The organism is Streptomyces sp. NPDC111628 (assembly GCF_055635195.1).
On the sequence record NZ_JBVKBZ010000002.1, the window covers coordinates 769401 to 790136 of the forward strand.

Annotated in this window: 16 protein-coding genes and 1 pseudogene; 8 read left to right on the forward strand and 9 right to left on the reverse strand. The window is 69.4% G+C overall.

Annotation, left to right across the window (positions count from 1 at the left end):
- Positions 1-146 precede the first annotated feature (146 nt).
- From ACZ7MF_RS11115 to ACZ7MF_RS11130, 4 genes are all read left to right on the forward strand, one after another.
- Positions 147-1064 carry a hypothetical protein gene (locus ACZ7MF_RS11115; protein ID WP_471475916.1) on the forward strand — a complete coding sequence of 306 codons (918 nt, stop codon included), beginning with the start codon at positions 147-149 and terminating at the stop codon, positions 1062-1064.
- Between the two features lie 106 nt (positions 1065-1170).
- The gene (locus tag ACZ7MF_RS11120; RefSeq protein ID WP_356864944.1) at positions 1171-1542 is read left to right on the forward strand and encodes a hypothetical protein; all 372 of its coding nucleotides are present in this window, start codon (positions 1171-1173) and stop codon (positions 1540-1542) included.
- 111 nt (positions 1543-1653) lie between these two features.
- The gene (locus tag ACZ7MF_RS11125; protein WP_471475918.1) at positions 1654-3669 is read left to right on the forward strand and encodes an FAD-dependent oxidoreductase; all 2016 of its coding nucleotides are present in this window, start codon (positions 1654-1656) and stop codon (positions 3667-3669) included.
- A gap of 76 nt (positions 3670-3745) precedes the next feature.
- On the forward strand, positions 3746-4297 hold the full coding sequence (locus tag ACZ7MF_RS11130) for a PadR family transcriptional regulator (protein ID WP_471475920.1): 552 nt from the start codon (positions 3746-3748) through the stop codon (positions 4295-4297).
- A 21-nt stretch (positions 4298-4318) separates the two neighbouring features.
- Here the strand turns inward: ACZ7MF_RS11130 and ACZ7MF_RS11135 are convergent, their stop codons facing one another.
- Both ACZ7MF_RS11135 and ACZ7MF_RS11140 read right to left on the reverse strand, forming a co-directional pair.
- On the reverse strand, positions 4319-4876 hold the full coding sequence (locus tag ACZ7MF_RS11135; RefSeq protein WP_471475921.1) for a hypothetical protein: 558 nt from the start codon (positions 4874-4876) through the stop codon (positions 4319-4321).
- Between the two features lie 155 nt (positions 4877-5031).
- Positions 5032-6015, reverse strand: a complete 984-nt coding sequence (locus ACZ7MF_RS11140) for a fibronectin type III domain-containing protein (protein ID WP_471475923.1) — start codon at positions 6013-6015, stop codon at positions 5032-5034.
- Positions 6016-6414: 399 nt separating this feature from the next.
- On the opposite strand from ACZ7MF_RS11140, the gene ACZ7MF_RS11145 reads away from it, so the two are divergent.
- Positions 6415-7275, forward strand: coding sequence for a glycoside hydrolase family 75 protein (locus ACZ7MF_RS11145; protein WP_471475924.1), 861 nt, complete (start codon positions 6415-6417; stop codon positions 7273-7275).
- 59 nt (positions 7276-7334) lie between these two features.
- Here ACZ7MF_RS11145 and ACZ7MF_RS11150 read toward each other — a convergent pair whose 3' ends face one another.
- Genes ACZ7MF_RS11150 through dhaK form a run of 3 tightly spaced genes read right to left on the reverse strand, consistent with a single transcriptional unit; the run spans position 7335 to position 9379 of the window.
- Positions 7335-7745, reverse strand: coding sequence for a PTS-dependent dihydroxyacetone kinase phosphotransferase subunit DhaM (locus ACZ7MF_RS11150; protein ID WP_471475926.1), 411 nt, complete (start codon positions 7743-7745; stop codon positions 7335-7337).
- Positions 7738-8337 carry a dihydroxyacetone kinase subunit DhaL gene (dhaL, locus tag ACZ7MF_RS11155; protein WP_356864951.1) on the reverse strand — a complete coding sequence of 200 codons (600 nt, stop codon included), beginning with the start codon at positions 8335-8337 and terminating at the stop codon, positions 7738-7740. The genes ACZ7MF_RS11150 and dhaL overlap by 8 nt, the downstream gene beginning before the upstream one ends.
- 49 nt (positions 8338-8386) lie before the next feature.
- Positions 8387-9379 carry a dihydroxyacetone kinase subunit DhaK gene (gene dhaK, locus ACZ7MF_RS11160; RefSeq protein WP_471475928.1) on the reverse strand — a complete coding sequence of 331 codons (993 nt, stop codon included), beginning with the start codon at positions 9377-9379 and terminating at the stop codon, positions 8387-8389.
- A 1028-nt stretch (positions 9380-10407) separates the two neighbouring features.
- Between dhaK and ACZ7MF_RS11165 the strand changes: the two genes are divergently transcribed.
- Positions 10408-14106: a KAP family P-loop NTPase fold protein gene (locus tag ACZ7MF_RS11165; RefSeq protein ID WP_471475930.1), complete on the forward strand. Its 3699-nt coding sequence runs from the start codon at positions 10408-10410 to the stop codon at positions 14104-14106.
- 19 nt (positions 14107-14125) lie between these two features.
- Positions 14126-14290, forward strand: a pseudogene (locus tag ACZ7MF_RS11170) (pirin family protein); the annotation flags it as partial.
- 967 nt (positions 14291-15257) lie between these two features.
- On the opposite strand, the gene ACZ7MF_RS11175 reads toward ACZ7MF_RS11170, so the two are convergent.
- Positions 15258-15560, reverse strand: a complete 303-nt coding sequence (locus tag ACZ7MF_RS11175; protein WP_471475931.1) for a helix-turn-helix transcriptional regulator — start codon at positions 15558-15560, stop codon at positions 15258-15260.
- A 412-nt stretch (positions 15561-15972) separates the two neighbouring features.
- Between ACZ7MF_RS11175 and ACZ7MF_RS11180 the strand changes: the two genes are divergently transcribed.
- Positions 15973-17709 carry an ATP-binding SpoIIE family protein phosphatase gene (locus ACZ7MF_RS11180; protein ID WP_471475933.1) on the forward strand — a complete coding sequence of 579 codons (1737 nt, stop codon included), beginning with the start codon at positions 15973-15975 and terminating at the stop codon, positions 17707-17709.
- Positions 17710-18024: 315 nt separating this feature from the next.
- Here the strand turns inward: ACZ7MF_RS11180 and ACZ7MF_RS11185 are convergent, their stop codons facing one another.
- The 3 genes from ACZ7MF_RS11185 to ACZ7MF_RS11195 all read right to left on the reverse strand — a co-directional run bounded on the left by ACZ7MF_RS11185 (position 18025) and on the right by ACZ7MF_RS11195 (position 20723).
- Positions 18025-19194 carry an alpha/beta hydrolase family protein gene (locus ACZ7MF_RS11185; protein ID WP_471475934.1) on the reverse strand — a complete coding sequence of 390 codons (1170 nt, stop codon included), beginning with the start codon at positions 19192-19194 and terminating at the stop codon, positions 18025-18027.
- A gap of 114 nt (positions 19195-19308) precedes the next feature.
- The gene (locus ACZ7MF_RS11190) at positions 19309-19971 is read right to left on the reverse strand and encodes a CoA transferase subunit B (RefSeq protein WP_471475936.1); all 663 of its coding nucleotides are present in this window, start codon (positions 19969-19971) and stop codon (positions 19309-19311) included.
- Positions 19968-20723, reverse strand: coding sequence for a CoA transferase subunit A (locus tag ACZ7MF_RS11195; protein WP_471475938.1), 756 nt, complete (start codon positions 20721-20723; stop codon positions 19968-19970). Before ACZ7MF_RS11195 ends, ACZ7MF_RS11190 begins: the two co-directional genes overlap by 4 nt.
- Positions 20724-20736: the final 13 nt, after the last annotated feature.

Below are 20736 nucleotides of genomic sequence, written 5' to 3' on the forward strand. Positions count from 1 at the left end.
CTCCCAGCATCTCCCCGCAGGCCGGGGACCGCCGCACGAAGCGCGTCCGGAGTTGGTCTGTACATGACCCTACGGACGGTCCAGACTGTGCGCCGAGTGCCACCCGCCCGCCCGTGCCGCCCGGCCACCCCCACCGAGGAGCCCCCATGCCCCTGCGTGCCCGGCAACGTTGTCACACCGCCCTCACCGGACTCGCCGTCCTCGCCCTCTCGGTCGGCCTCGCGGGTCCGGCACAGGCGGACGCGCCCGCCGCCGAGCCCGCTGCCCCCGCCGCGGATGCCCGGACCGCGGACACCTGGACCGAGGTGGGCTCCGACCGCGCCGACCCGCTGACCGAGAGCCAGGGCCTGGCCTCGGTCGAGGTCCCGGCCGGCAGCCCCAACCGCTACACCGGGATCGGCACCATTCCGCTGGGCCTCAGCACCCGCGGCTGGAACCACGTCGGCGACCCCGACGCGTCCTACGACGGCCACTACGTCGAGCCGTACCAGCGCGACGACGGGAACACGAAGATGTTCCGCGTACAGGCACCGGACGGGAGCTGGTCGGAGTACGTGCACACGCTGAGCCCCGGCGAGGCGCTGAACAACTCGTGGTCCGCGATCTCGCCGGACGGCCAGTGGATGCTGGCGGGCGAGTGGGGCACCATGAACCGGCTGCTGGTCTTCCCGACGCCCGGCGTCAACCCCGCCACCTCGCCCTCGGCGAACCTCCCGCAGGCGGCCACCGTCCACCTGGACCACGCCGTGCGCGACGTCCAGGGCTGCGACTTCCAGGACGCCACCACGCTGCTGTGCTCCTCCGACGACCCGGAGGGCACGCTCTTCGGCGTCACCAAGCCGCTCCTGCGGATCGACCTGTCGGCGGCGCCGAACGGCACCTCCGACGTCACCGGACATGTCACCGCGCTCAGGCAGCTGCCCCTGCGCAGCGCCTGCTCGGGCGGCTTCGAGGCGGAGGGCATCGACTACGACCGGCGTACCGGCACCCTGCGCGTGATCGTCGTGTCGCCGGGCTTCTGCGTGCTGACGGACAGCAAGACGTACCGGTTCACCCGGGGCTGACCCCGCGGTCCGGTTCCGGCCCCTTCGCGCCGGGCCGCCGGTGGTGCTTTTCTGGTGGTATCGGCGAGAGCCGTTTCGGTCATGACCACGAGAGGGAGCGATCACGATGGACGGTGAGCGACTGCATCCGGAGTCCGTCTCGGTGGAGCTGAGCGGATGCAGCAAGGAGGACGCCCGGACCGTGTTCGACACCCTGTGCGCGTGCTTCTCCTCCGACCGGCACGCGGGCGACGTGACCCGGGAGTACGACGAGGTGCGCCCGACCGTGTGGCTCGGCACCTTCGACGTGGCCGACGCCCGCGGGGGCGAGTGCGACCCCGCCCGGCTCGGGGCGTCGGTGGAGGCCGACGCGCAGGGCGGCTACTGGGCGATCGAGAGGCTGCGCACCACCCTGGACTCCCTGTTCACCGTGCACGACCTGAGCCAGGCCTCCGGGGACCAGGAGCGGGAACTGCACGTACGGCTCGAGAGCCGCTGAGCCGGTCCCGGCGGGTGCGGTGAGGTGTGTGCCACCCCATTGTGCAACTAGTTGCACAATGGGGTGGCCGTCCTCTACAACAGAGGCACGTCACCGCGCACGGAGGGCCCGATGAGCCGTTACCCGCACCTGCTGAGCCCGCTCGACCTGGGCTTCACCACGCTCCCCAACCGGGTCCTGATGGGCTCCATGCACGTCGGCCTGGAAGAGGCCGAGCGCGGGTTCGAGCGCATGGCCGCCTTCTACGCCGCCCGGGCCCGCGGGGGAGTGGGCCTGATCGTCACCGGCGGCATCGCCCCCAACGACGAGGGCCGCCCGTACGAGGGCGGCGCCAAGCTCACCTGCGAGGCGGAGGCGGAACAGCACCGTGTCGTCACCGACGCCGTGCACCGCGAGGGCGGCCGCATCGCCCTCCAGATCCTGCACTTCGGCCGCTACGCCTATCATGCGGACCTGGTCGCCCCGAGCGCCCTCCAGGCCCCGATCAGCCCGCACGTCCCGCGTGAGCTGACCGACGCCGAGGTCGAGCGCACGATCGACGACTACGTCCGCACCGCCCGCCTCGCCCGCGAGGCCGGGTACGACGGCGTCGAGATCATGGGCTCCGAGGGCTACCTGATCAACGAGTTCATCGCCGCCCGCACCAACCACCGCACCGACCGCTGGGGCGGCTCGTACGAGAACCGGATGCGCTTCCCCGTCGAGATCGTCCGCCGGGTGCGCGAGGCCGTCGGCGAGGACTTCATCGTCGTCTACCGCCTGTCCATGCTCGACCTGGTGCCCGACGGCTCCACCCTCGACGAGGTGATCACCCTCGCCAAGGCCGTCGAGGCCGCCGGGGCGACCCTCATCAACACCGGCATCGGCTGGCACGAGGCCCGCATCCCCACCATCGCCACCTCCGTCCCCCGCGGCGCCTACACCTGGGTGACCAAACGCCTCATGGGCGAGGTGTCGGTCCCGCTCGTCACCACCAACCGCATCAACACCCCCGAGGTCGCCGAGGCGCTGCTCGCCGAGGGCACCGCCGACATGGTCTCGATGGCCCGCCCGATGCTCGCCGACCCCGACTTCGTCGCCAAGGCCGCGGCCGGCCGCCCCGAGGCCATCAACACCTGCATCGGCTGCAACCAGGCCTGCCTGGACCACACCTTCAGCGGCAGGATCACCTCCTGCCTGGTCAACCCGCGCGCCTGCCACGAGACCGAGCTGGTCCTGTCCCCGACCCGGCGGCGCAAGCGCATTGCCGTCGTCGGCGCCGGACCGGCGGGCCTCGCCTGCGCGGTGAGCGCCGCCGAACGCGGCCACGAGGTCACCCTGTTCGACGCCGCGAGCGAGATCGGCGGACAGCTCAACGTCGCCCGCAAGGTCCCCGGCAAGCAGGAGTTCGATGAGACGCTGCGCTACTTCCGCACGCAGCTCGCGGCGCACGGCGTCGACGTGCGCCTGAACACCCGTGTCGGCGTCGACGACCTCACCGGTCACGACGAGGTCGTCGTCGCCACCGGCGTCACCCCGCGCACGCCCGACATCCCCGGCGTCGACCACCCGTCCGTCGTCGGCTACCTCGACGTCCTGCGCGACGGCGCCCCCGTCGGCGAACGCGTCGCGATCCTCGGCGCGGGCGGCATCGGCTTCGACGTCGCCGAGTACCTCACCGACGGCGGCGACAAGGCGCACGAGGACCCCGAGACGTACTTCCGCCTCTGGGGCGTCGACACCGACTACCGCGCCCCCGGCGGCCTCGCCGCCCCCGAGCGCCCCGCGCCGCCGCGCACCGTCCACCTGCTCCAGCGCAAGACGTCCAAGGTCGGCGCCGGACTGGGCAAGACCACCGGCTGGATCCACCGCACCGAGCTGAGGCACCGCGGTGTCACCATGGTCCCGGGCGCGCGCTACGACCGGATCGACGACGCCGGACTGCACATCACCGTCGGCGACGAGTCCACCGTGCTGGAGGTCGACACGGTCGTCCTGTGCACCGGCCAGGAGCCGAGCCGGGGCCTGTACGACGACCTGGTCGCCGCCGGACACCGCGCGCACCTCATCGGCGGCGCCGACGTGGCCGCCGAACTGGACGCCAAGCGCGCCGTCAAACAGGGCACCGAGCTGGCGGCTGCGCTCTAGCAGAGGGTATGGACTGAGGACGGGAGGAGCGCGGGAGGAGCGCGGGCGGAGGACGGGCCGTCCCTAGGATGAGGCCATGTCACTCCCGCACGCGATCCTCACCGCCCTGGTCGAAAAGCCGTCGTCCGGGCTGGAGCTGACCCGCCGGTTCGACAGGTCGATCGGTTACTTCTGGTCGGCGACGCACCAGCAGATCTACCGCGAGCTGGGAAAACTGGAGGCGCAGCGCCTGATCCGCGCGCTGCCCGACCAGCAGCCGGCCCGCGGCCAGAAGAAGTCCTACGAGGTCCTGCCCGCCGGCCGTGCCGAACTGTCCCGCTGGACCGCGACCCCGCAGGACCCCAAGCCCCTGCGGGACACCATGCTGCTGCGGCTGCGCGCCGCCGCCGTGGTCGGCACCGCCGGTGTCGAGGCGGACCTTCGACGTCATCTGGAGCTGCACGAGCGACAGTTGGCCGAGTACGAGGAGATCGAGCGGCGCGACTTCCCGCCCGGCCGGGACAGCACCGAGGACCGGCTGCGGCACCTGGTGCTGCGGGCCGGCATCGACCTGGAGACGTTCTGGACCCGATGGCTCGGACACGCGCTGGCCGAGTTCGCCGAACTGCCCGGCGACGAACCGGCCTGACAGCCTTGGTGGGTGGACCGCTCAGAACCGGTACGGCTTCGAGCGGCGGCGCAGGAACCAGGCCGCGGCGATGACGCCGGTCCCCACCAGCGCGCCGCCCGCCACCAGGGTGGCCGTGCCGTACTCCTGGACGGCACCGCCGAGACCTCCCATGACGCCGCCGGGCGAGGCGGACGGGGCGGGAGTGGCCGAGCGGCTGGGCGAGGGGGAGGGAGAGGGGGCCGAGGAGACGATGACCGTCTGGGTGCCCGCGGTGCTGTTGTTGGAGCACATGACGATCACCGTGTACGTGCCCGGCGAGATTCCCGACCAGGCCGCGGACTGGCCCGAACCGCTGCCGGACAGCGCCACCTGACGCCCCTGGGCGAAGTCCCGCTGGCTGCTGGTGAGCAGCGAGGCGGTGCCCCAACTGCCGTTGAGCTGGGCGCAGGCCGTGGTCGTGACCGACACCGTGGTCCCGGTGGTGCTCACGGAGATTCCCGGTCCCGCCTGGGCCGGACCGGCGGCCAGGGCGACGGGCAGCACGGCGGCGGCCGCCACGGTGGCGCCGGAGCGGAGAAGCGGCGATGAGATGCGCATGTGGACTGCCCTCCGGCGGCACGGTCGGCGGTACATCCCTTGCGCCGCCGGGATCGGGAACGCCCGTGCCCCCTCTGGCAGCCAACAGGCCACCGGCCGTGCCCGCATGCGGAGCGCGACCGCCCAGGTGACGCGGTCCCCGAGCCGGACGTACGTCAGCGTCCGGCCCCCAACGTCACCTGCCGTTCCGCCGAGAGGCCGCCCCAGGTTCCGTCGGCCAGCCTTGCCCGGATCCGCACCCGGTGCACGACCCCGGCCTCGCGTCCGGCGTAGAAGCTGTACTCGGCCCGGTCGCGCGGTGCGTCGGCGCCGTAGACCAGCGAGGTCGCCGCACGGCCGTCCAGGTGGATCTGGTACTCGGTCACCGGTGTCTCCGTGCGCGGCGGGACCCAGGAGAGGTCCAGGTAGTAGGCCCCGTCGGCCAGGTGGGAGGCGGCGCGCAGGTCCGTGGGCGCGGTGGCGCGTCCGTCGTCGGTGCCCGGGGTGGTGAGCCGGACGGCGGCGCCCGCGGGGGAGACGTTGTCGGCGGCGTCCCGGGCCCGCACGGTGAACGCGTAGCGGGTGCCCGCCCGCAGTCCGGTCACCACGGCCGCCGTCTGGTTGCCGCCGACGCTGTGCACCTTCGTGTCGCCCTGGTAGACGTCGTACGACACCACACCGCGGTCGTCCTTCGCCGCCGACCAGGTGAGCTGCACCGCCCGGCTGCCCGCCGCCCGGCCGTGGACGCCTCCCGGGCGGGTCGGCGCGGAGTCGTCGGCCACCGCGGCGGGTGTGGTCGCCCGCACTTCCCGGCTGCGCGGCCCGAGCCGCCCGTCGGCGTCCCGCGCCCGCACGGTGAAGACGTACGCCGTCGAGGGGCGCAGCCGGGTGACGTCCACCATCCGCTCGGCCGCCGGCACCTCCTTCACCAGCGTGCCGCCGCGATACACCTCGTAGGTCCGTACGTCGTCGACCGCGTTCCACATCACGTGCACGGTCGTCGCGCTGCCGGCCTCGGCCGTGACGCCCGTGGGCACCGCGGGCAGGCCGTCGTCTGCACCGTCACCGTCCCCGCCCCAGCCGCAGGAGGTGAGCAGGAGGAGCGTCCCGCAGAGCAGGGCGCACCGGTGCGGGAGAGGGGGAACGGGAACCTCGCGCACGGCTCTGCCTCCCCTGCGGCGCCGTTTCGACGGCGGTGGACTGTAAAGGTCCGGACCAATATGACGCCCGTGACGCGGCCACATCAAGGGGGCCGTGGGCAAAGCCCCCTCGGGAGGGTTACGTATGCTGGGTCACCTCACGGCCGAACTCCCCGCAGCTTCGGGGAAGTTCGGGCCGATGGCGCGTGGACCGCTGTCGTCGTCGTCCCGCGCCGGCGCGGGCGGCCGGGCGGGCCGGAGCCGGAACAGGCCCGGCCCGCCCGCCCCCGGTCCCGCGCCCCCACGCACCGGGCGCACGGCGGGCGTGCACCGTCTGGCCCTGCGAAAGGTGGTCGCGCGGGCGTTTCGGGGACAGATGAGGCCGAGTGTCCGTCCATGCCCCCGAGGAGAGGCCACATCGTGCGTGTCCAGTCGCTGACACTGGTCGCGGCCAGCGCCGCCCTGCTCGCCCCCACGACGTTCCCCGACGCTCCGCACCCGCCGCTTCCCGAACCGCCGGCACAGCTGCTGCTGCCCGGTGCCCCGGACCGGACAGGGCCCCTGCGCGCGGACCGGTCCGGGGTCAGGATCGGCCCCGTGCCGCACGTCATGGCCGGGCCGCCCGCGCCCCCCGCGCGGCTGCGGGCGGACCCCGGCCCGGAGGCCGGGGCCGGTTCGCGGCGGGGCGGGAGCGGGGGCCCCGTCCGCGCCGCCGACCTGCTGGCCAGGGTGCGGGACTGCGACCCCGTCTCGCGCGGGCGCTACCGCAGCGACGCCGGAGCACCGGCGGACATCCCGGTCTGCGGCACCAAGGAGGCCGTGTACTGGAAGGCCGACCTCGACGTCGACTGCGACGGCCGGCCCGGCGACCGGTGCAACAGCGGCACCGACCCGCACTTCAGCCCCGCCACCGCGTACACCGGTTCCGACGGCCGCCCGCTGGACGCCGAACGCCTGCCCTACGTCGTCGTGCCCGGACCCAGCGACACCTGGGACCACCGCGAGGACGACGTCCGCGGCGGATCGCTCGCGGCCCTCGTCCACGGGGACCGGGTGCGGTACGCGGTCGTCGGCGACGTCGGCCCCAGCGACCTCATCGGCGAGGCCTCCTACGCCGCCGCACGCTCCCTCGGCATCCCGGCGGACCCCGAGGGCGGCGGAGTGGCCTCCGACGTGACGTACATCGTCTTCAAGGGCAGCGAGGTCGAGCCCATCGAGGACACGGCCGCGGCCGAGAAGACGGGGGAGCGGCTGGCACGGCAGTTCGTGGACGGGGGCTGAGCGGCCGGCCGGGGCCTTCCGCCCAGCCCTTCCCGGGCCTTGAGACCGTTCCGGCGCCTTCAGACCTTTCGGTAGGAGTACGCCTCCGCGGCCGCCGCCTCCACGGCCGCGAGGTCGGCGCCCGTCGAGGCCGTGACGACCGCCGCCACCGCGCCCTCGACGAAGGGCGCGTCCACCAGACGGGTGTTCCCGGGCAGTTCGTCACCCTCGGCGAGCAGCGCCTTGACGGTGAGCACCGCACTGCCCAGGTCGGTCAGGACGGCGACCCCCGCGCCCCGGTCCACCGACGCGGCGGCGGCCGCGACCAGTTCCGAACTGGTGCCGAACTCGCCGGACGCGGTGCCGCCCGCAGGGGCGACGGCCACCGACCCGGCACCGCCCGACAGGGCCTTGGCCAGCTCCGCCACGGAGGCGGCGACCTCGGCGCTGTGCGACACCAGGACGATCCCCACCAGCTTCCCGTCACTCACCGGCCGTCTCCTCCAGCGCCACGAAGAGCAGCGCGGACGAGGTCGCCCCCGGGTCCTGGTGCCCGATGCTGCGCTCGCCCAGATAGCTCGCCCTGCCCTTGCGGGCCTGCAAGGGCGTGGTCCCCTCGGCCCCCTCCACGGCCGCCGTGCGGGCCGCCGCGAACGAGTCGCCCAGGGCGTCCACGGCGGGCACCAGGGCGTCGACCATCGTCTTGTCGCCCGGGGCCGCACCGCCGAGCGTCCGGACCGCGTCCACGCCCGCCCGCAGCGCCTCGGCCAGCTGATCGGTGCTCACCTCGGGAGAGTCCCCGAGCGCCTTGCCGGTACGGCGCAGCAGCGTCCCGTACAGGGGCCCGGAGGCGCCGCCGACCGTGGAGATGAGCTGCCGCCCGGCGAGGGTCAGGACCGCGCCGGGGGTGTCGGGTGCCTCCTTCTCCAGCGTGGCGGCCACGGCCGTGAACCCGCGTTGGAGATTGCTGCCGTGGTCGGCGTCGCCGATGGGTGAGTCGAGGGCGGTGAGCCGGTCCGCCTCGCGGTCGACCAGCGCGGTGGCCGCCGTCATCCAACGGCGGAAGAAGTCGGCGTCGAGCACAGGATCTCCTTGCCTGGTAGGTACCTCGCGATTCTTCCCCCGTCGGCCCTCACATGCCCCACCGCAGACCCGGGGTACTGACCGGCGCGTCCCACAGCCCGAGCAGCTCCTCGTCGATCTCGCACAGGGTGACCGAGGCACCGGCCATGTCGAGGGAGGTGACGTAGTTGCCGACGAGGGTGCGGGCGACGGCCACGCCGCGCTCGCCGAGTACCCGCTGCACCTCGGCGTTGAAGCCGTACAGCTCCAGCAGCGGCGTCGCGCCCATGCCGTTGACCAGGACCAGGACGGGGTTGCGCGGGCCGAGGTCGGTCAGCACCGCGTCCACGGCGGCCTCGGCGATCTCGCCGGAGGTCATCATCGGCCGCCGCTCCCGGCCGGGCTCGCCGTGGATGCCGATGCCCAGCTCCAGCTCACCGGACGGAAGGTCGAAGGTGGGACTGCCCTTGGCCGGCGTCGTGACGGCACTGAGCGCCACGCCGAAACTGCGCGAGCTCTCGTTGACCCGGCGGGCGATCGCCTCCACCTGCTCCAGCGGCCGCCCCTCCCGGGCCGCCGCCCCGGCGATCTTCTCGACGAACAGGGTCGCCCCCGTGCCGCGCCGCCCGGCCGTGTAGAGGCTGTCCGTCACCGCCACATCGTCGTTGACCAGCACCTTCGCGACCTGGATGCCCTCGTCCTCGGCCAGTTCGGCGGCCATGTCGAAGTTGAGCACGTCACCCGTGTAGTTCTTGACGACGAAGAGCACCCCGGCCCCGCTGTCCACGGCCGCCGCGGCCCGCACCATCTGGTCCGGCACCGGCGAGGTGAACACCTCACCCGGACAGGCGGCCGACAGCATCCCGGGGCCCACGAACCCGCCGTGCAGCGGCTCGTGCCCGGAACCGCCGCCCGACACCAGCGCGACCTGTCCGGCCACGGGGGCGTCCCGCCGCACGATCACCCGGTTCTCGACGTCCACGGCCAACTCGGGATGGGCGGCGGCCATACCGCGCAGCGCATCCGCGACGACGGTCTCCGGGACGTTGATCAGCATCCTCAACGGTATCTCCTAAGCAGGATAGCAGATGGGCTTCTGAGCTGTGTTTTCGCTGGTCAGAGTGGGAGCGGGTGGTCCGTGATCTTGGCGGTCCGTGCCGGTCGTAAGCGGGTTCTGGCGGTACTGATGCTGACTCAATGCTGACTTTGGTGACGTGCCGTCAGATCTTTGCGGCAAGCCGACCACAGACCTACGTAAGTCCTTAAGGGGCAGTATCGACCTTGCGACCGCGAAGGTCACGCGAGGCGACGTCTGCAGGGGCCAGGGAATACCGATCTGGCAGATACCGGCCGAACCGGGTCATGCCCCGAGGCGCCGTCGTTTGCCTTCTACGAACCGACCTGCTCGCGCCGTCACCGTCCTGGCGCCATCGCCGTGTAACGGAGATGGGACGAGCGTGAATGTTGACACGGTTGCGCCGGCGGGACCGACCACCGGGCAGGCCGGGCGCGGTGCACAGTGGTCGCGACCGTACGCCGGGAACGTGCCTGGTCACCGGTACGTATGGCTCCTGCGGGCAGGCGTCGCAGATCGCCGCGTCGGGTGGAAACGCACGGGCGCGGTCGCCGGTATGTGCGTCTCCCTGCCACCTTGCCCTCCGCGTGTACGTCCGTGGCTACCACCCAGCCGTCGAGTCCTAGCGCCATTGCCGTGGGGTCACGAGGGGGGAAGCGGCACCCTGCACGGTGCCGTATAGGTCGAATCGCTGCACGCTCAGGGTGGACCGTCTTCCGTCACTTCGTGCGCTGCAGATGATCCCTTGCTCAGGGCGATGCCGAGAACAATCGGCGTCTTCCACCGTGTACGGGATGAGCCGTCCGGGCAGCCGACTCAGGATGCGGGCGATCTTGTTTGAGGGGGGCGTAACAGTCTGGTCGCCATGGTGCCGTACCCCAGGGAGCGGGCCACTGTGTACTCGGAAGGGTCTCGTTGTCAGTGGTGCCGCTTATCGTGTTGCGCAGGCGGAGCAACGGTGAAAGTCGTGTGCTTCAGGGGGACGTGGGCGAAGCAAGCCCGAAGGCGGGGTCGTAGTGGCACAAGCGAACAACAGTCGTCTGGAGTTGGACGACCTGGTCCAGGATCGTGAGGTCGACGACGCCAAAGGTGACCGGCTGGCTCACAGTCACATCGCCGATCAGCTCTACGATGTGGTCCTGTCGGTACCCACACCGACCAACGTCGCCGTCTGGGGGCCTTGGGGCTCTGGTAAATCGGGCGTGGGTAACCTCTTGAATAGGCTGCTCGACAGGCCGCAGGGGGTGCGGTTTGTGCGATTCGACGCCTTCAAGTACGCGGAGAACCCACTTCGCAGAAACTTCATTTTCGCTGTTGCCGCTGCGCTGGGGGTCGACGACGCGAAGTTCCACGACGAGCTTTACGGTGGCCGAGTAGCTGCGAAGTTGCAGTTCGAGCGGGGCGACGTGAAGCGCCTCGTGAAGATGTTCTCTCTCACGTTCGGCGTCGTTGTCGCCTTCTTTGTTCTGGTCATGGCTCTTTTCGCCTGGTTGCACGGAGGAGCTTTCCGGCCCACCTTTGCCAATATGACGGCAGGAGCGTTGAAGGCGGGCCTCGCGCCGGCGGTCCTATTGACCTCGATAATGGTCCTGGTGTCCCGGACTCTCACCCGCGAGCACAAGACAGAGGCAGCCAATAGCGACGAGCAGTTCGAGAAGCTATTCGCGGAACTCGTCACACGTTCCCGGGTGGAACGGCTCGTTGTGTTCGTCGATGAGCTGGACCGGTGCAAGCCTTCCGATGTCGTGGCAACGCTCGATGCCCTGCGTACCTTCCTGGGAGTTGACGGCTGTGTCTTCGTCGTTGCCGCCGACCAGCAGGTCTTGGAAGAGGCGCTGACGCGCGCCTTGGAACAGGCCACGCCCGCCGACGCTGTAAACCCGTACTACAGCAGCGGTAGCGGCTACCTGGACAAGGTGTTCCAGTACCAGATCAGTCTCCCGCCGCTACTGGTGCCCAAGGTGACCAACTTCGCCGCCGGCCTCGTCCGCGGGCGGGGCGGCGTGTGGGCAACGATGGACGTCAATCTGGTGGTCAGCATCCTGGTGCCATCGCACGTACGTAGCCCTCGTCGGGTCAAGGCGCTCCTGAATACTTTTGTTCTGACCTACCGACTGGCTCAACGTCGTTCAGCGGACGGGTTGCTGGAGACCGATCCCACCACTCGGGCCGAGGAGATCGCCAAACTGGTCTGCCTCCGAGTGGAGTTTCCTCTGTTCGCCAGAGACCTGATGCTTGACCATCGTCTATGTGCATACGTACTGGCACTGGCCGAGAATCCCGAAGCCCACCTGGGGTTCCATGTACGGCCGCAAGTCAGGGCCGCTGCGGGCAGGTACGCGAACCTGGACGCCGCGGTCGACCAGCACCTCAGTGGCCCTGAGGGCCTGGACGAAGAGGAAGACAGCGAGGAAGAAACGGGTTCGGTCCGAAGGCACCACGGCCAGCAACTCGTGGCGTACCTCAAACGGACCCGGACGGTGCCGGGCCCTGGCCGTGACCTGATCTTCATGGAGACGAGCGGCAGTATTTTCGGACTGCCCGCAGCCCTGGCCGAGACGCTCGAGGAACAGGCGCAGAACGCCGAGTTGGACGCGGTACTGTCGTCCCTTGGTGTGCTTCCCCCCGAAGAACGCCCCGCCGCGCTGGCGCTGCTAACCCAGCAGGCCCGGGACGCGATCGGCTTGGAGGAGGAGAACGTCGCACACTCCGTCCTGGCTGTCTGCGGCGACACAACCATTCCTCTGGAAGGCATCGCTGACACAGCGGTCGAGGTCATCACCCCAATCCTGACTCACTCCCCGCACGAAGTGCCAGACGAGGTTCTGGCCGGATGCTGGCGCCTGGCGCTAGCGAGTTCCCGCCCCGCAGCTCTCGAAATGCGCGCGATCGTCCTACAACATGCCTCGGTCAGCCGGAACGCCTCGACGGCCGCCATGGTGGTGCGTGATGTCGAGCCGGCGCTAGCAGCGGACGTGGAACGCGTGAAGCAACTGGTCGCCACTCAACTGCTGTTGGGCGAGGACGACGATATGGCGGACATGCTTGCCGAGCTCCCCGCTGCGCATGCTGCGATCCTCATGCAACAGGTTGGCGCCCGTACGGCGGAAGACCTCAAAGTGTTGATCGAAAAGCACGCGGAATGGGAGACAGTCAAGGCACGGCCGGGAATCGCCGCGACCGAGCCTCTATCGGAGCCGCCGTCTCCCGCCGCTGCGCTGCGGAGGCTGGAGCACCTATTGGAGCACTGGTGCGAGGAGTCCTCCGAAGCAGCGCATGCTGTTGTGGGACTGCTGCTGGCACTGGACAGCAGCCTTGGCCGGGACGTCGTGTCACAGAAGACTGGCTTGATTCCCGCCGTGGGAGAAGCGAAGCTGGTACAGGCGGTTCTCACGAACGCCCGGCAGTGCCCGGCCAAGACGTGGCCCCAGTGGCTCCGGCTGCTGGACCCGCAGTCGGCCATAAATGATGTGTCCGCGGAGATCGACAGCCTGCTTGAGGAACTGTGGATGCAGGCCAGCAGACCGGACGACACTCTGGAATCTGCCGTAGTCCGCGATATCGCCAACGCCTTCATGGGGCTCTTCGACTACCAGCACCCGGACCGGCATCCGTATATCACGCGCTTCGTCTTGCCGTCGCTGTCCTGGCCCTCGACCGATGAGGAAGCGATCGAGCAACTGCGGCTGTTCGAGGTGATTCGGCCACTAGAGGAGAGCGGCCTGCTGGAGCGCACGGCTCTCGTCCGGCACCAGGCGACCGTGCTCACTGAGTTGCTCACTAGCGAGGATGAGTCCGACACTCCGGACTCCCATGCGTTTCTGACCTACATCGAGTCGGTCCTGATCAAGTGCTTGAGTGCTCTCAGCTCTTCCGGACCGGCTTCGCTGAGCCCAGAAGAGGCCCGCGCTTTGGTGGGTGCACTTGACAGTTATGGCTGGCTCCCGGAGTGGGAACACACGCGCCAGCGAGTCCGCGCTCACCACCTTCTCTCGGCCGCCGGCGTCAGCAGGGACGGTCTGCAGGCCCTTCCGACTGCGGCGACCATGGCTAACTACGCCCGAAGCGTCCCCGACCATGCTGGCGAAGAATTGGCCTGGTGGATCGCCCTGGAAGAGCCCTCGGCCACGGATCTGTTGACCGCCGTATCGGTGATACTCCGACAAGTGGCACCGCAGCGGACCGACGCGGGACTGCACCATTCGGTGGCATCGCGGCTGGCTAATCTGCCAGCGCAGGACCAGGCCGGTTTCTGGAACCGTCTGTTGGGTGGCCCGGGCACTCACCTGCCGGAGCAGAAGCTGACCGCCGTCGGGTGGCCATCGCTGCCGGACTCGTTCGCTGCCGAGATACTGATCGACAGGTACACCCGGGCATCCAGGAACCCCGACCGTCGCGCCGTACTCGAACTCTGGAAGGCCGCGAACATTACCAACCAAGCAGTCCGCCGCAGCCTGCTCCAAGCGGTCTTGCTCCCTATGCTCGAAGCCAACCAGGGAGCCGCCGAACAGGCCATCCAGTATCTGCCGCAATTGATGGAATCCGTACCCAGGGGTACGCGGACCTCCGTGCGCGAGGCCGTCGAAGCCAGCGCCACGAAGTGGCGGACACTCGAGGACCGTGCTCTCAAGGCGCTGAAGACTGTGGGTTACTCCACCGAACGGACCGGCTTGCTCAGACTGCGCGAACGCATCACCCGCAGCAACGATGACTGAAGCCCGCTGGCCTATGCGTATGTTCTGGAACTGGATCGGACGGTCGCAGGAGGAGATCGTACAGGCGCGTCGGGACTGGATGGAAGGGGCAAGATTCGGAACAGTGAAGGGCTACGACGGCGCCCCGCTGCCCGCCCCCGAACTGCCTCCGGTGCCGCTGAAGCCGCGCGGAAGGGTTCGCTGACCTGGGAGAACGGCTGACCGGCGGTGACGGCCAGCCGGTTGCCTGTCCTGTCTCATCCCTTGCAGGATCCTCGCGCGCACTGGGCGGCTGGGTCCGCTGTGAGCCCGCGGCGCTGCGCCGTGACCGTCGAAGGTCTGTCCATCTGTGGGTGGCTGTGGCAGGACACTTGCTAACCCTTTGCTAACTCTACTGACACGTCATCAGGTGCCTGTGAGGTTCTTGGCGTATCGCCACGTGGTGGCATCTGCGCTGAAGGCTCGGTGGCCACCTCATAGATTTTCGAACCGGCTTGGGACAGTCGAGTGCTCTGGCGCACGGGCTTGCCGCTCCGTCCGTCGTCTTGTGGATGTTCTACAAGGCGTGTGACTGCTCTAGCAGTGAGGTTCGTGGAGCGCTCGCATCAAGTTCTTCGCCTGCTGGTGGTATATGCCCGATCTCGCTCCTGACTTGCAACCAGGAGTGGCATCGTTGAGTGCCCGGCTGATTCGGTCCGCACCTGGCCCGGATGTCGAGTGGTACGTGGCGCTAGCGAGTGGGCCCCGCGGTACCACATAGCACAGGTTGTAGAGACCGTCCAGGGGCGTCTAGGTCAGTCCAGTACAGGCAGCCAATTGCGGTTCAGAGCCTTTTGGTGCGGGAGGGTCTGCCCAGTTGGTGATTGCTGCGTGATACCCGGGTGATACGGCGAGCGCCCACCGAGACGTGTCCTGACGGGATCCCTGCGCCGATCCGTGACCTCACGGCGATGCCGCACCAGAGTACTCTGGTGCGGCATCGCCGTGAGGTCGAACGCGTCAGCGCGGGACGCGTTCACTTCCTCACTCAGTCAGGTTCCTGCGGCAGTTGTGAGGACGACGGATTTGCGATCGCGCCGCTGAGGGCGTCCGTGTTGGCGCGAGTGCGGGGACGAGGCCCCGCCGAGTGTTTGGCGGGGCCTCCTCGTCATTGGCTCCAGGCGTCGATGACATCAGGTGCGGGTATCGTTGTACTCCGGTTCTCCGCTTTCGAGCACGCGAAGCAGGGAAGCCGTGACGACGCGCGAACTTCGTCCAATGCGAAGCACGCGGCACGGGAACCGGCCTCTGCGGATCAGGTCGTACCCCTTCGCCCGCGAGAACCCAAGCGCCCTTGCGGCGTCCTCCACGCTCCCCGTTCCGTTCCAGGTGGCACGAATGTGCGCGGGACTGTCCTTCTGGCGGGTGGCGACGGCGTCAACACCGAAAGGCGCGGTGAGTGCCCGTGTGCTCAAGTCGGGCAATTCGGTGCGCATTCAGCAGGCGTTGTCCGGGGGTGAGCCGGGGCGGTGATGGGTTGGCGCAGGTCGAGGTAGCAGCGCAGCCGGACGCCTGCTGTCGTGCACATTGTTAAACGCTTCCATGACCGGCATCCTTGCCGCGCTGTACCCGGGCATGGCACCTTCGCCCAGCCACAAGGGGCTGGACCCGGCTCCAGGTGAGGGCCTCGGCCTTGCCATAGGGGGCGTGTCGTTCACCATCAGTACCCGCATTCGGCCAGATCTCCGGCTTCGCCAGTCGGAACTCTGGTCCGTGCTTCGATGAGACGGAAGCAGGCGTGCATGTGCCTCGCACGAGACAGGCGTAGCATTTCTGTACAACCTTGCATAGGTAGTTGCTTTTCGGTCTCGGCGGCATCAGTGCGTCGCCTTGGCTCGGAGGTGAGGCATGCCTGACACGCGCACTTATGAGGCCATGCGTCGGCGTATGGAGCTGATGTATGAGGCCAGCAAGCGCATCGGTGCGAGCCTTGATGTCCGGGAGACCGCTGAAGGCATTGCCGACCTGTTGGTTCCGGCTATGGGCGATATGGCGTTCGTCGACCTGGCTGAAGAGGTACTCGCCGGTGATGAGCCGCCTCGGCATGGGCAGCTGAGGACGCCCCCGAGATTGATGAGGGCGGCTACCAGCGGCGATCTTCCTCCCGGACTGCTCGGCATCGACGAGAAAGTGCCACTGCCGGCGCCGAAGTCCAGGCACCGCGAGGTGCTCGACCAGGAATCGGTCTTTGTGACACGTCTGCGTCCGGCTGATGCATCCGTCCGGGAGATGGACCCGCAGGCCCTGCGTCGCTTGGTCCCACCGGACGCCCGCTCCATGATCGTGGCGCCGCTGTATGCGCGCGGGCTGGTCATGGGCATGGCCGTGATCATGCAGTGCCAGGAAGAGTGGAGTGGAGACGATGATGATTTGAGGCTGCTTGCTCAGATCACTTCGCGCGGTGCGCTGGCGATAGACAACGCCCGTCGGTATGAGCGCGAGTACCGCACGGCGGTGTCCCTGCAGCGGCGTTTGCTGCCCCCTACGGTCACCGACACGTCTTCCGCCGAGACCTACGCTGCCCATCTGCCCGCGGGGCGCCGCGGTGTCGGTGGGGGTGACTGGTTCGATGTGATCCCGCTGTCCTCCGCGCGTGTCGCGTTGGTGACCGGCACAGTCTCTGGCCACGGCCTCCAGGCCAGCGCGACGATGGGGCGGCTGCGCAGCGCCATGTACACGCTGGCGGACCTCGACCTGGAACCCGACGAGCTGCTGACCCATCTCGACGATCTGGTTCGGCGGCTCAATGCCGAGGGCGGCATGGGGGCCGAACCCGTTTGCGCAACTTGCACGTACCTCGTCCATGATCCGGTCCGCCGACGCTGCTCGGTGGCCAGTGCCGGGCACTCGGTACCCGTGCTGGCACCTTCCGACGGCACGCCGATGCCCGTGCCATTGCGTCCGGGACCCGCGCTGGGATCAGGTGGGGCACCGTTCGAGGTCAGCGAGTGGGAAGTGACTCCCGGCTCCCTGGTCGCGCTGTACACCAACGGCTTGCCCGACGCCCTGGTCTGCGCCGCTGCGGCCGATTCCAGAGGCCGCCGCGCAGGAGGGACCGAGACGGTCCTTGGCGCGCTGGGTACCGTGCCGCTGTCCCGACTGCGGCTGGCTGAGATCTCCGACCGGCTGCTGGACGGGGTAGACAGCGGTCCGCCCAACGACGTAGTGCTCCTGCTGTGTCGCCTGAAGACCTTCGACGACGCGCACAATGCCCGGTGGTCACTCGCGGCCCGCCCGGAGCTGGTCGCCCCAATACGTGCCGCAGCGACCAAGTGCTTGACCACTTGGGGCTTGGACGACCTCACCGTGATGACCAGTGAGCTGGTCCTCAGTGAACTGGTGACCAACTCGGTCCGCTACGCCGGCGGCCCACTCGAAGTGCGGCTCATTCGCACGGCGCAGGCGCTGGTGTGTGAGGTGAGCGACCCGAGCAGCACGCAGCCCCGGCTGCGCCGCGCGCGCAGCACGGACGAAGGAGGGCGCGGCTTGTTCCTGGTGGCCCAAATGACCGCACGCTGGGGTTGCCGCTACGGGCACGAAGGCAAGACCATCTGGACGGAACAGCCGATCACCGCTGGTCCTTGACCGTAGGCGTTATGCCTGCAGCGGGCTGGTGGAGCTCGCCCATCGTGCACGGTATGTCTGTGGTTGACTGCGGCCCAGGGCCCTCGTCTCTGCTTCTCTCATACGGTGAGCCAGCCCGGGGGCAAGTCCGGTTGCCGCTCCTACTGTTCGGCAGCTGTTCCCGTCCGGTGAGGCCCCTCGGAAGCGGCCAACCCCGTGTACGCCTCGGGGACGTAGGTGCGGCCGGTGTGCGACTCGACGGCTGTGCGCAGTTCGCCGAACTGGCGTAGGCCGAAGTCGCCGGCGCCGGGCTCCAGGTACAGCGTGCTGGTTCACTCACGCTTGCCCGGTGTCCAGATCGGTGAAAGTCGCGTCCACCCAGTCCGCGACGAAGGAGCTGACGTGGGGGAGGTGATCGAGACCGACGTGTTCCGCACCACCCTCGGCGCGGGTGAACACTCGCAGTTCCCTGTTGGGGCTGTTGACCGCCTGGTCGTAGGAACGGTGAGCGTATTCGACCGGGATCTGGCGGTCGTTCGCGCCATGGCAGACCAGGAACGGAACTGTGATCTTCTCCACCACGCCGTCGAGGCGGACGCCGTCGGCGAACTCGATGAAGGTGTCGAGGTCGTCGTGGCCCCATACCCAGAGCACGTGCTCCCAGTAGTGGGGCACGGGCCGTTCGCCCTCCCGCTCCAGGCGACGGCGCTGCACGGCGCCCCAGTCGTGGTTGGCGCCCCAGGCCACCGCGAGCGCGAGGCGCTTCTCGAAGGCGGCGGCGCGCGGCGCGTAGTAGCCGCCGAGCGACCAGCCGACAATGCCGATGCGGTCCGGGCGCACATCGGGGCGCGTCTCCAGGTAGTCGACGCAGGCCGCCGCCCAGGTCTCCGTCTGGATCCGTGCCGTCAGACCTCCCATGCGCAAGGCTTCGCCGCTGCCCGGGCAGTCGACCGCCAGCGTGGAAATGCCGCGAGTCGCCAGTTCGGCCGGGAAGCCGGACAGGTACATGTGCTCCTTGGTGCTGTCCAGGCCGTTCCACATGATGACGACAGGTGCCGGGGAGCCGTCAGGAGTGGTGGCCCGGGTGAAGTACCCCGGCAACGTGGTCCCGTCGAACGGGACGGCGACCCGTGAGGTCGCCGGGTCGACCAGTTCCAAGGAGCGCTGCATCAGGGTCAGACAGCGCTGATAGGTGGCCAGGCGGTCAGGTTCGGTCACCGCTTGCATGCGCTCTGCGTTGACGAGGTAGTTGGCGGCGCGGGCGTACATCTGTCCGGCGGTGCGGGTGCGGCCGGTACGGGCGGCTTCGTCGGCCTGATCGGTCAGGGAGTCGACCAGGCCGGTCCACGCGGCGAGGAGGTCGCGGGTGCCGACGTCCTCACCACGGGCCGCGGTGTCCCGGAGGGGCCGGCAGGCCCGGTCCACCTCGTCGATCAGACCGCCGCTGTTCAGAGCGGCGACCACACCGAGGTTCCACACGTAGTTGCCGGGAAAGTACTCGAACACTGTCCGGTATTCCTTTCGGATCGTGGTGACGTGCTGGTGAAGGCAGATGTCGGGACAGCGCGCGCACCGGCCCGTGGGCTCTCCGAGGGGGCGGTGCGGGCGGGGGCCTTCCGGTCAGCAGGCGGCCGTGAAGCTGTCGAGCCGCACAGGTGCGCCGGTGCGGGCGACGATGTCCTCGACGGTGACGCCGGGGGCGGTCTCGACGAGGGCGAGGCCGTGCTCGGTGATGTCGAGGACGCCGAGGTCGGTGATGATGCGGTGGACGCAGCGTTCCCCGGTGAGGGGAAGTGTGCACTCCTTGAGGATCTTGGGAGTGCCGTCCTTGGTGGTGTGTTCCATGAGGGCGATGACGCGGCGGGCGCCGTGGACGAGGTCCATGGCTCCGCCCATGCCCTTGACCACCTTGCCGGGGATCATCCAGTTGGCCAGGTCGCCGCGTTGCGACACCTGCATGGCGCCGAGGACGGCGGTGTCTATGTGCCCGCCGCGGATCATGCCGAAGGAGAGCGCGGAGTCGAAGAAGCTGGCGCCGGGCAGGACGGTGACGGTCTCCTTGCCGGCATTGATGAGGTCGGGGTCGACCTGGTCCTCGCTGGGGTAGGGGCCGGTGCCGAGGATGCCGTTCTCGGAGTGCAGGACGACGTGGACGTCGGGCGGGAGGTGGCCGGGGATCAGGGTGGGCAGGCCGATGCCGAGGTTGACGTAGGTGCCGTCGGTGAGTTCGGCGGCGGCGCGGGCGGCCATCTGGTCGCGGGTCCAGCCCGTCGGGGTGTTCATGCGCGTACCGTCCTCTTCTCGATCTGCTTGTCGGCGGCCTGTTCGGCGCTGAGTTCCACGACTCGCTGGACGTAGATGCCGGGCAGGTGTACTTCGTCGGGGGGCAGTTCGCCGGGTTCGACGAGTTCTTCGACCTCGGCGACGGTGACGTGGCCGGCCATGGCCGCGAGGGGGTTCAAGTTGGCGGCGGCGCGGCGGAAGACGAGGTTGCCGTGGCGGTCGCCGCGCCAGGCTCGTACGAGGGCGTAGTCGGTGGTGATGCCGTGTTCGAGGACGTGTGGGCGGCCCGCGAAGTCGCGGGTCTCCTTGGGCGGGGAGGCGACGACGACCGAACCGTCCGGGGCGTACCTCCAGGGCAGTCCGCCGGTGGCGACCTGGGTGCCGACGCCGGCCGGGGTGTAGAAGGCGGGGATACCCGCGCCGCCTGCCCGCAGCCGTTCGGCGAGGGTGCCCTGTGGCACCAGCTCCACTTCCAGTGCTCCGGTCAGGTATTGGCGGGCGAATTCCTTGTTCTCGCCGACGTAGGAGCCGGTGACCCGGGCGATACGGCCGGCCGCGAGCAGGACGCCGAGGCCGCGGCCGTCGACGCCGCAGTTGTTGGACACGACCTCCAGGCCGCTCGCCCCCTGCGCGTGGAGGGCGCGGATGAGGGCTTCGGGGACACCGCTGAGGCCGAAGCCGCCGACGGCCAGCGACGCTCCCTCACCGATGTCGGCGACCGCGTTGGTCGCACTGTCGCGCACTTTGTTCACGTGGAGTGTCCTT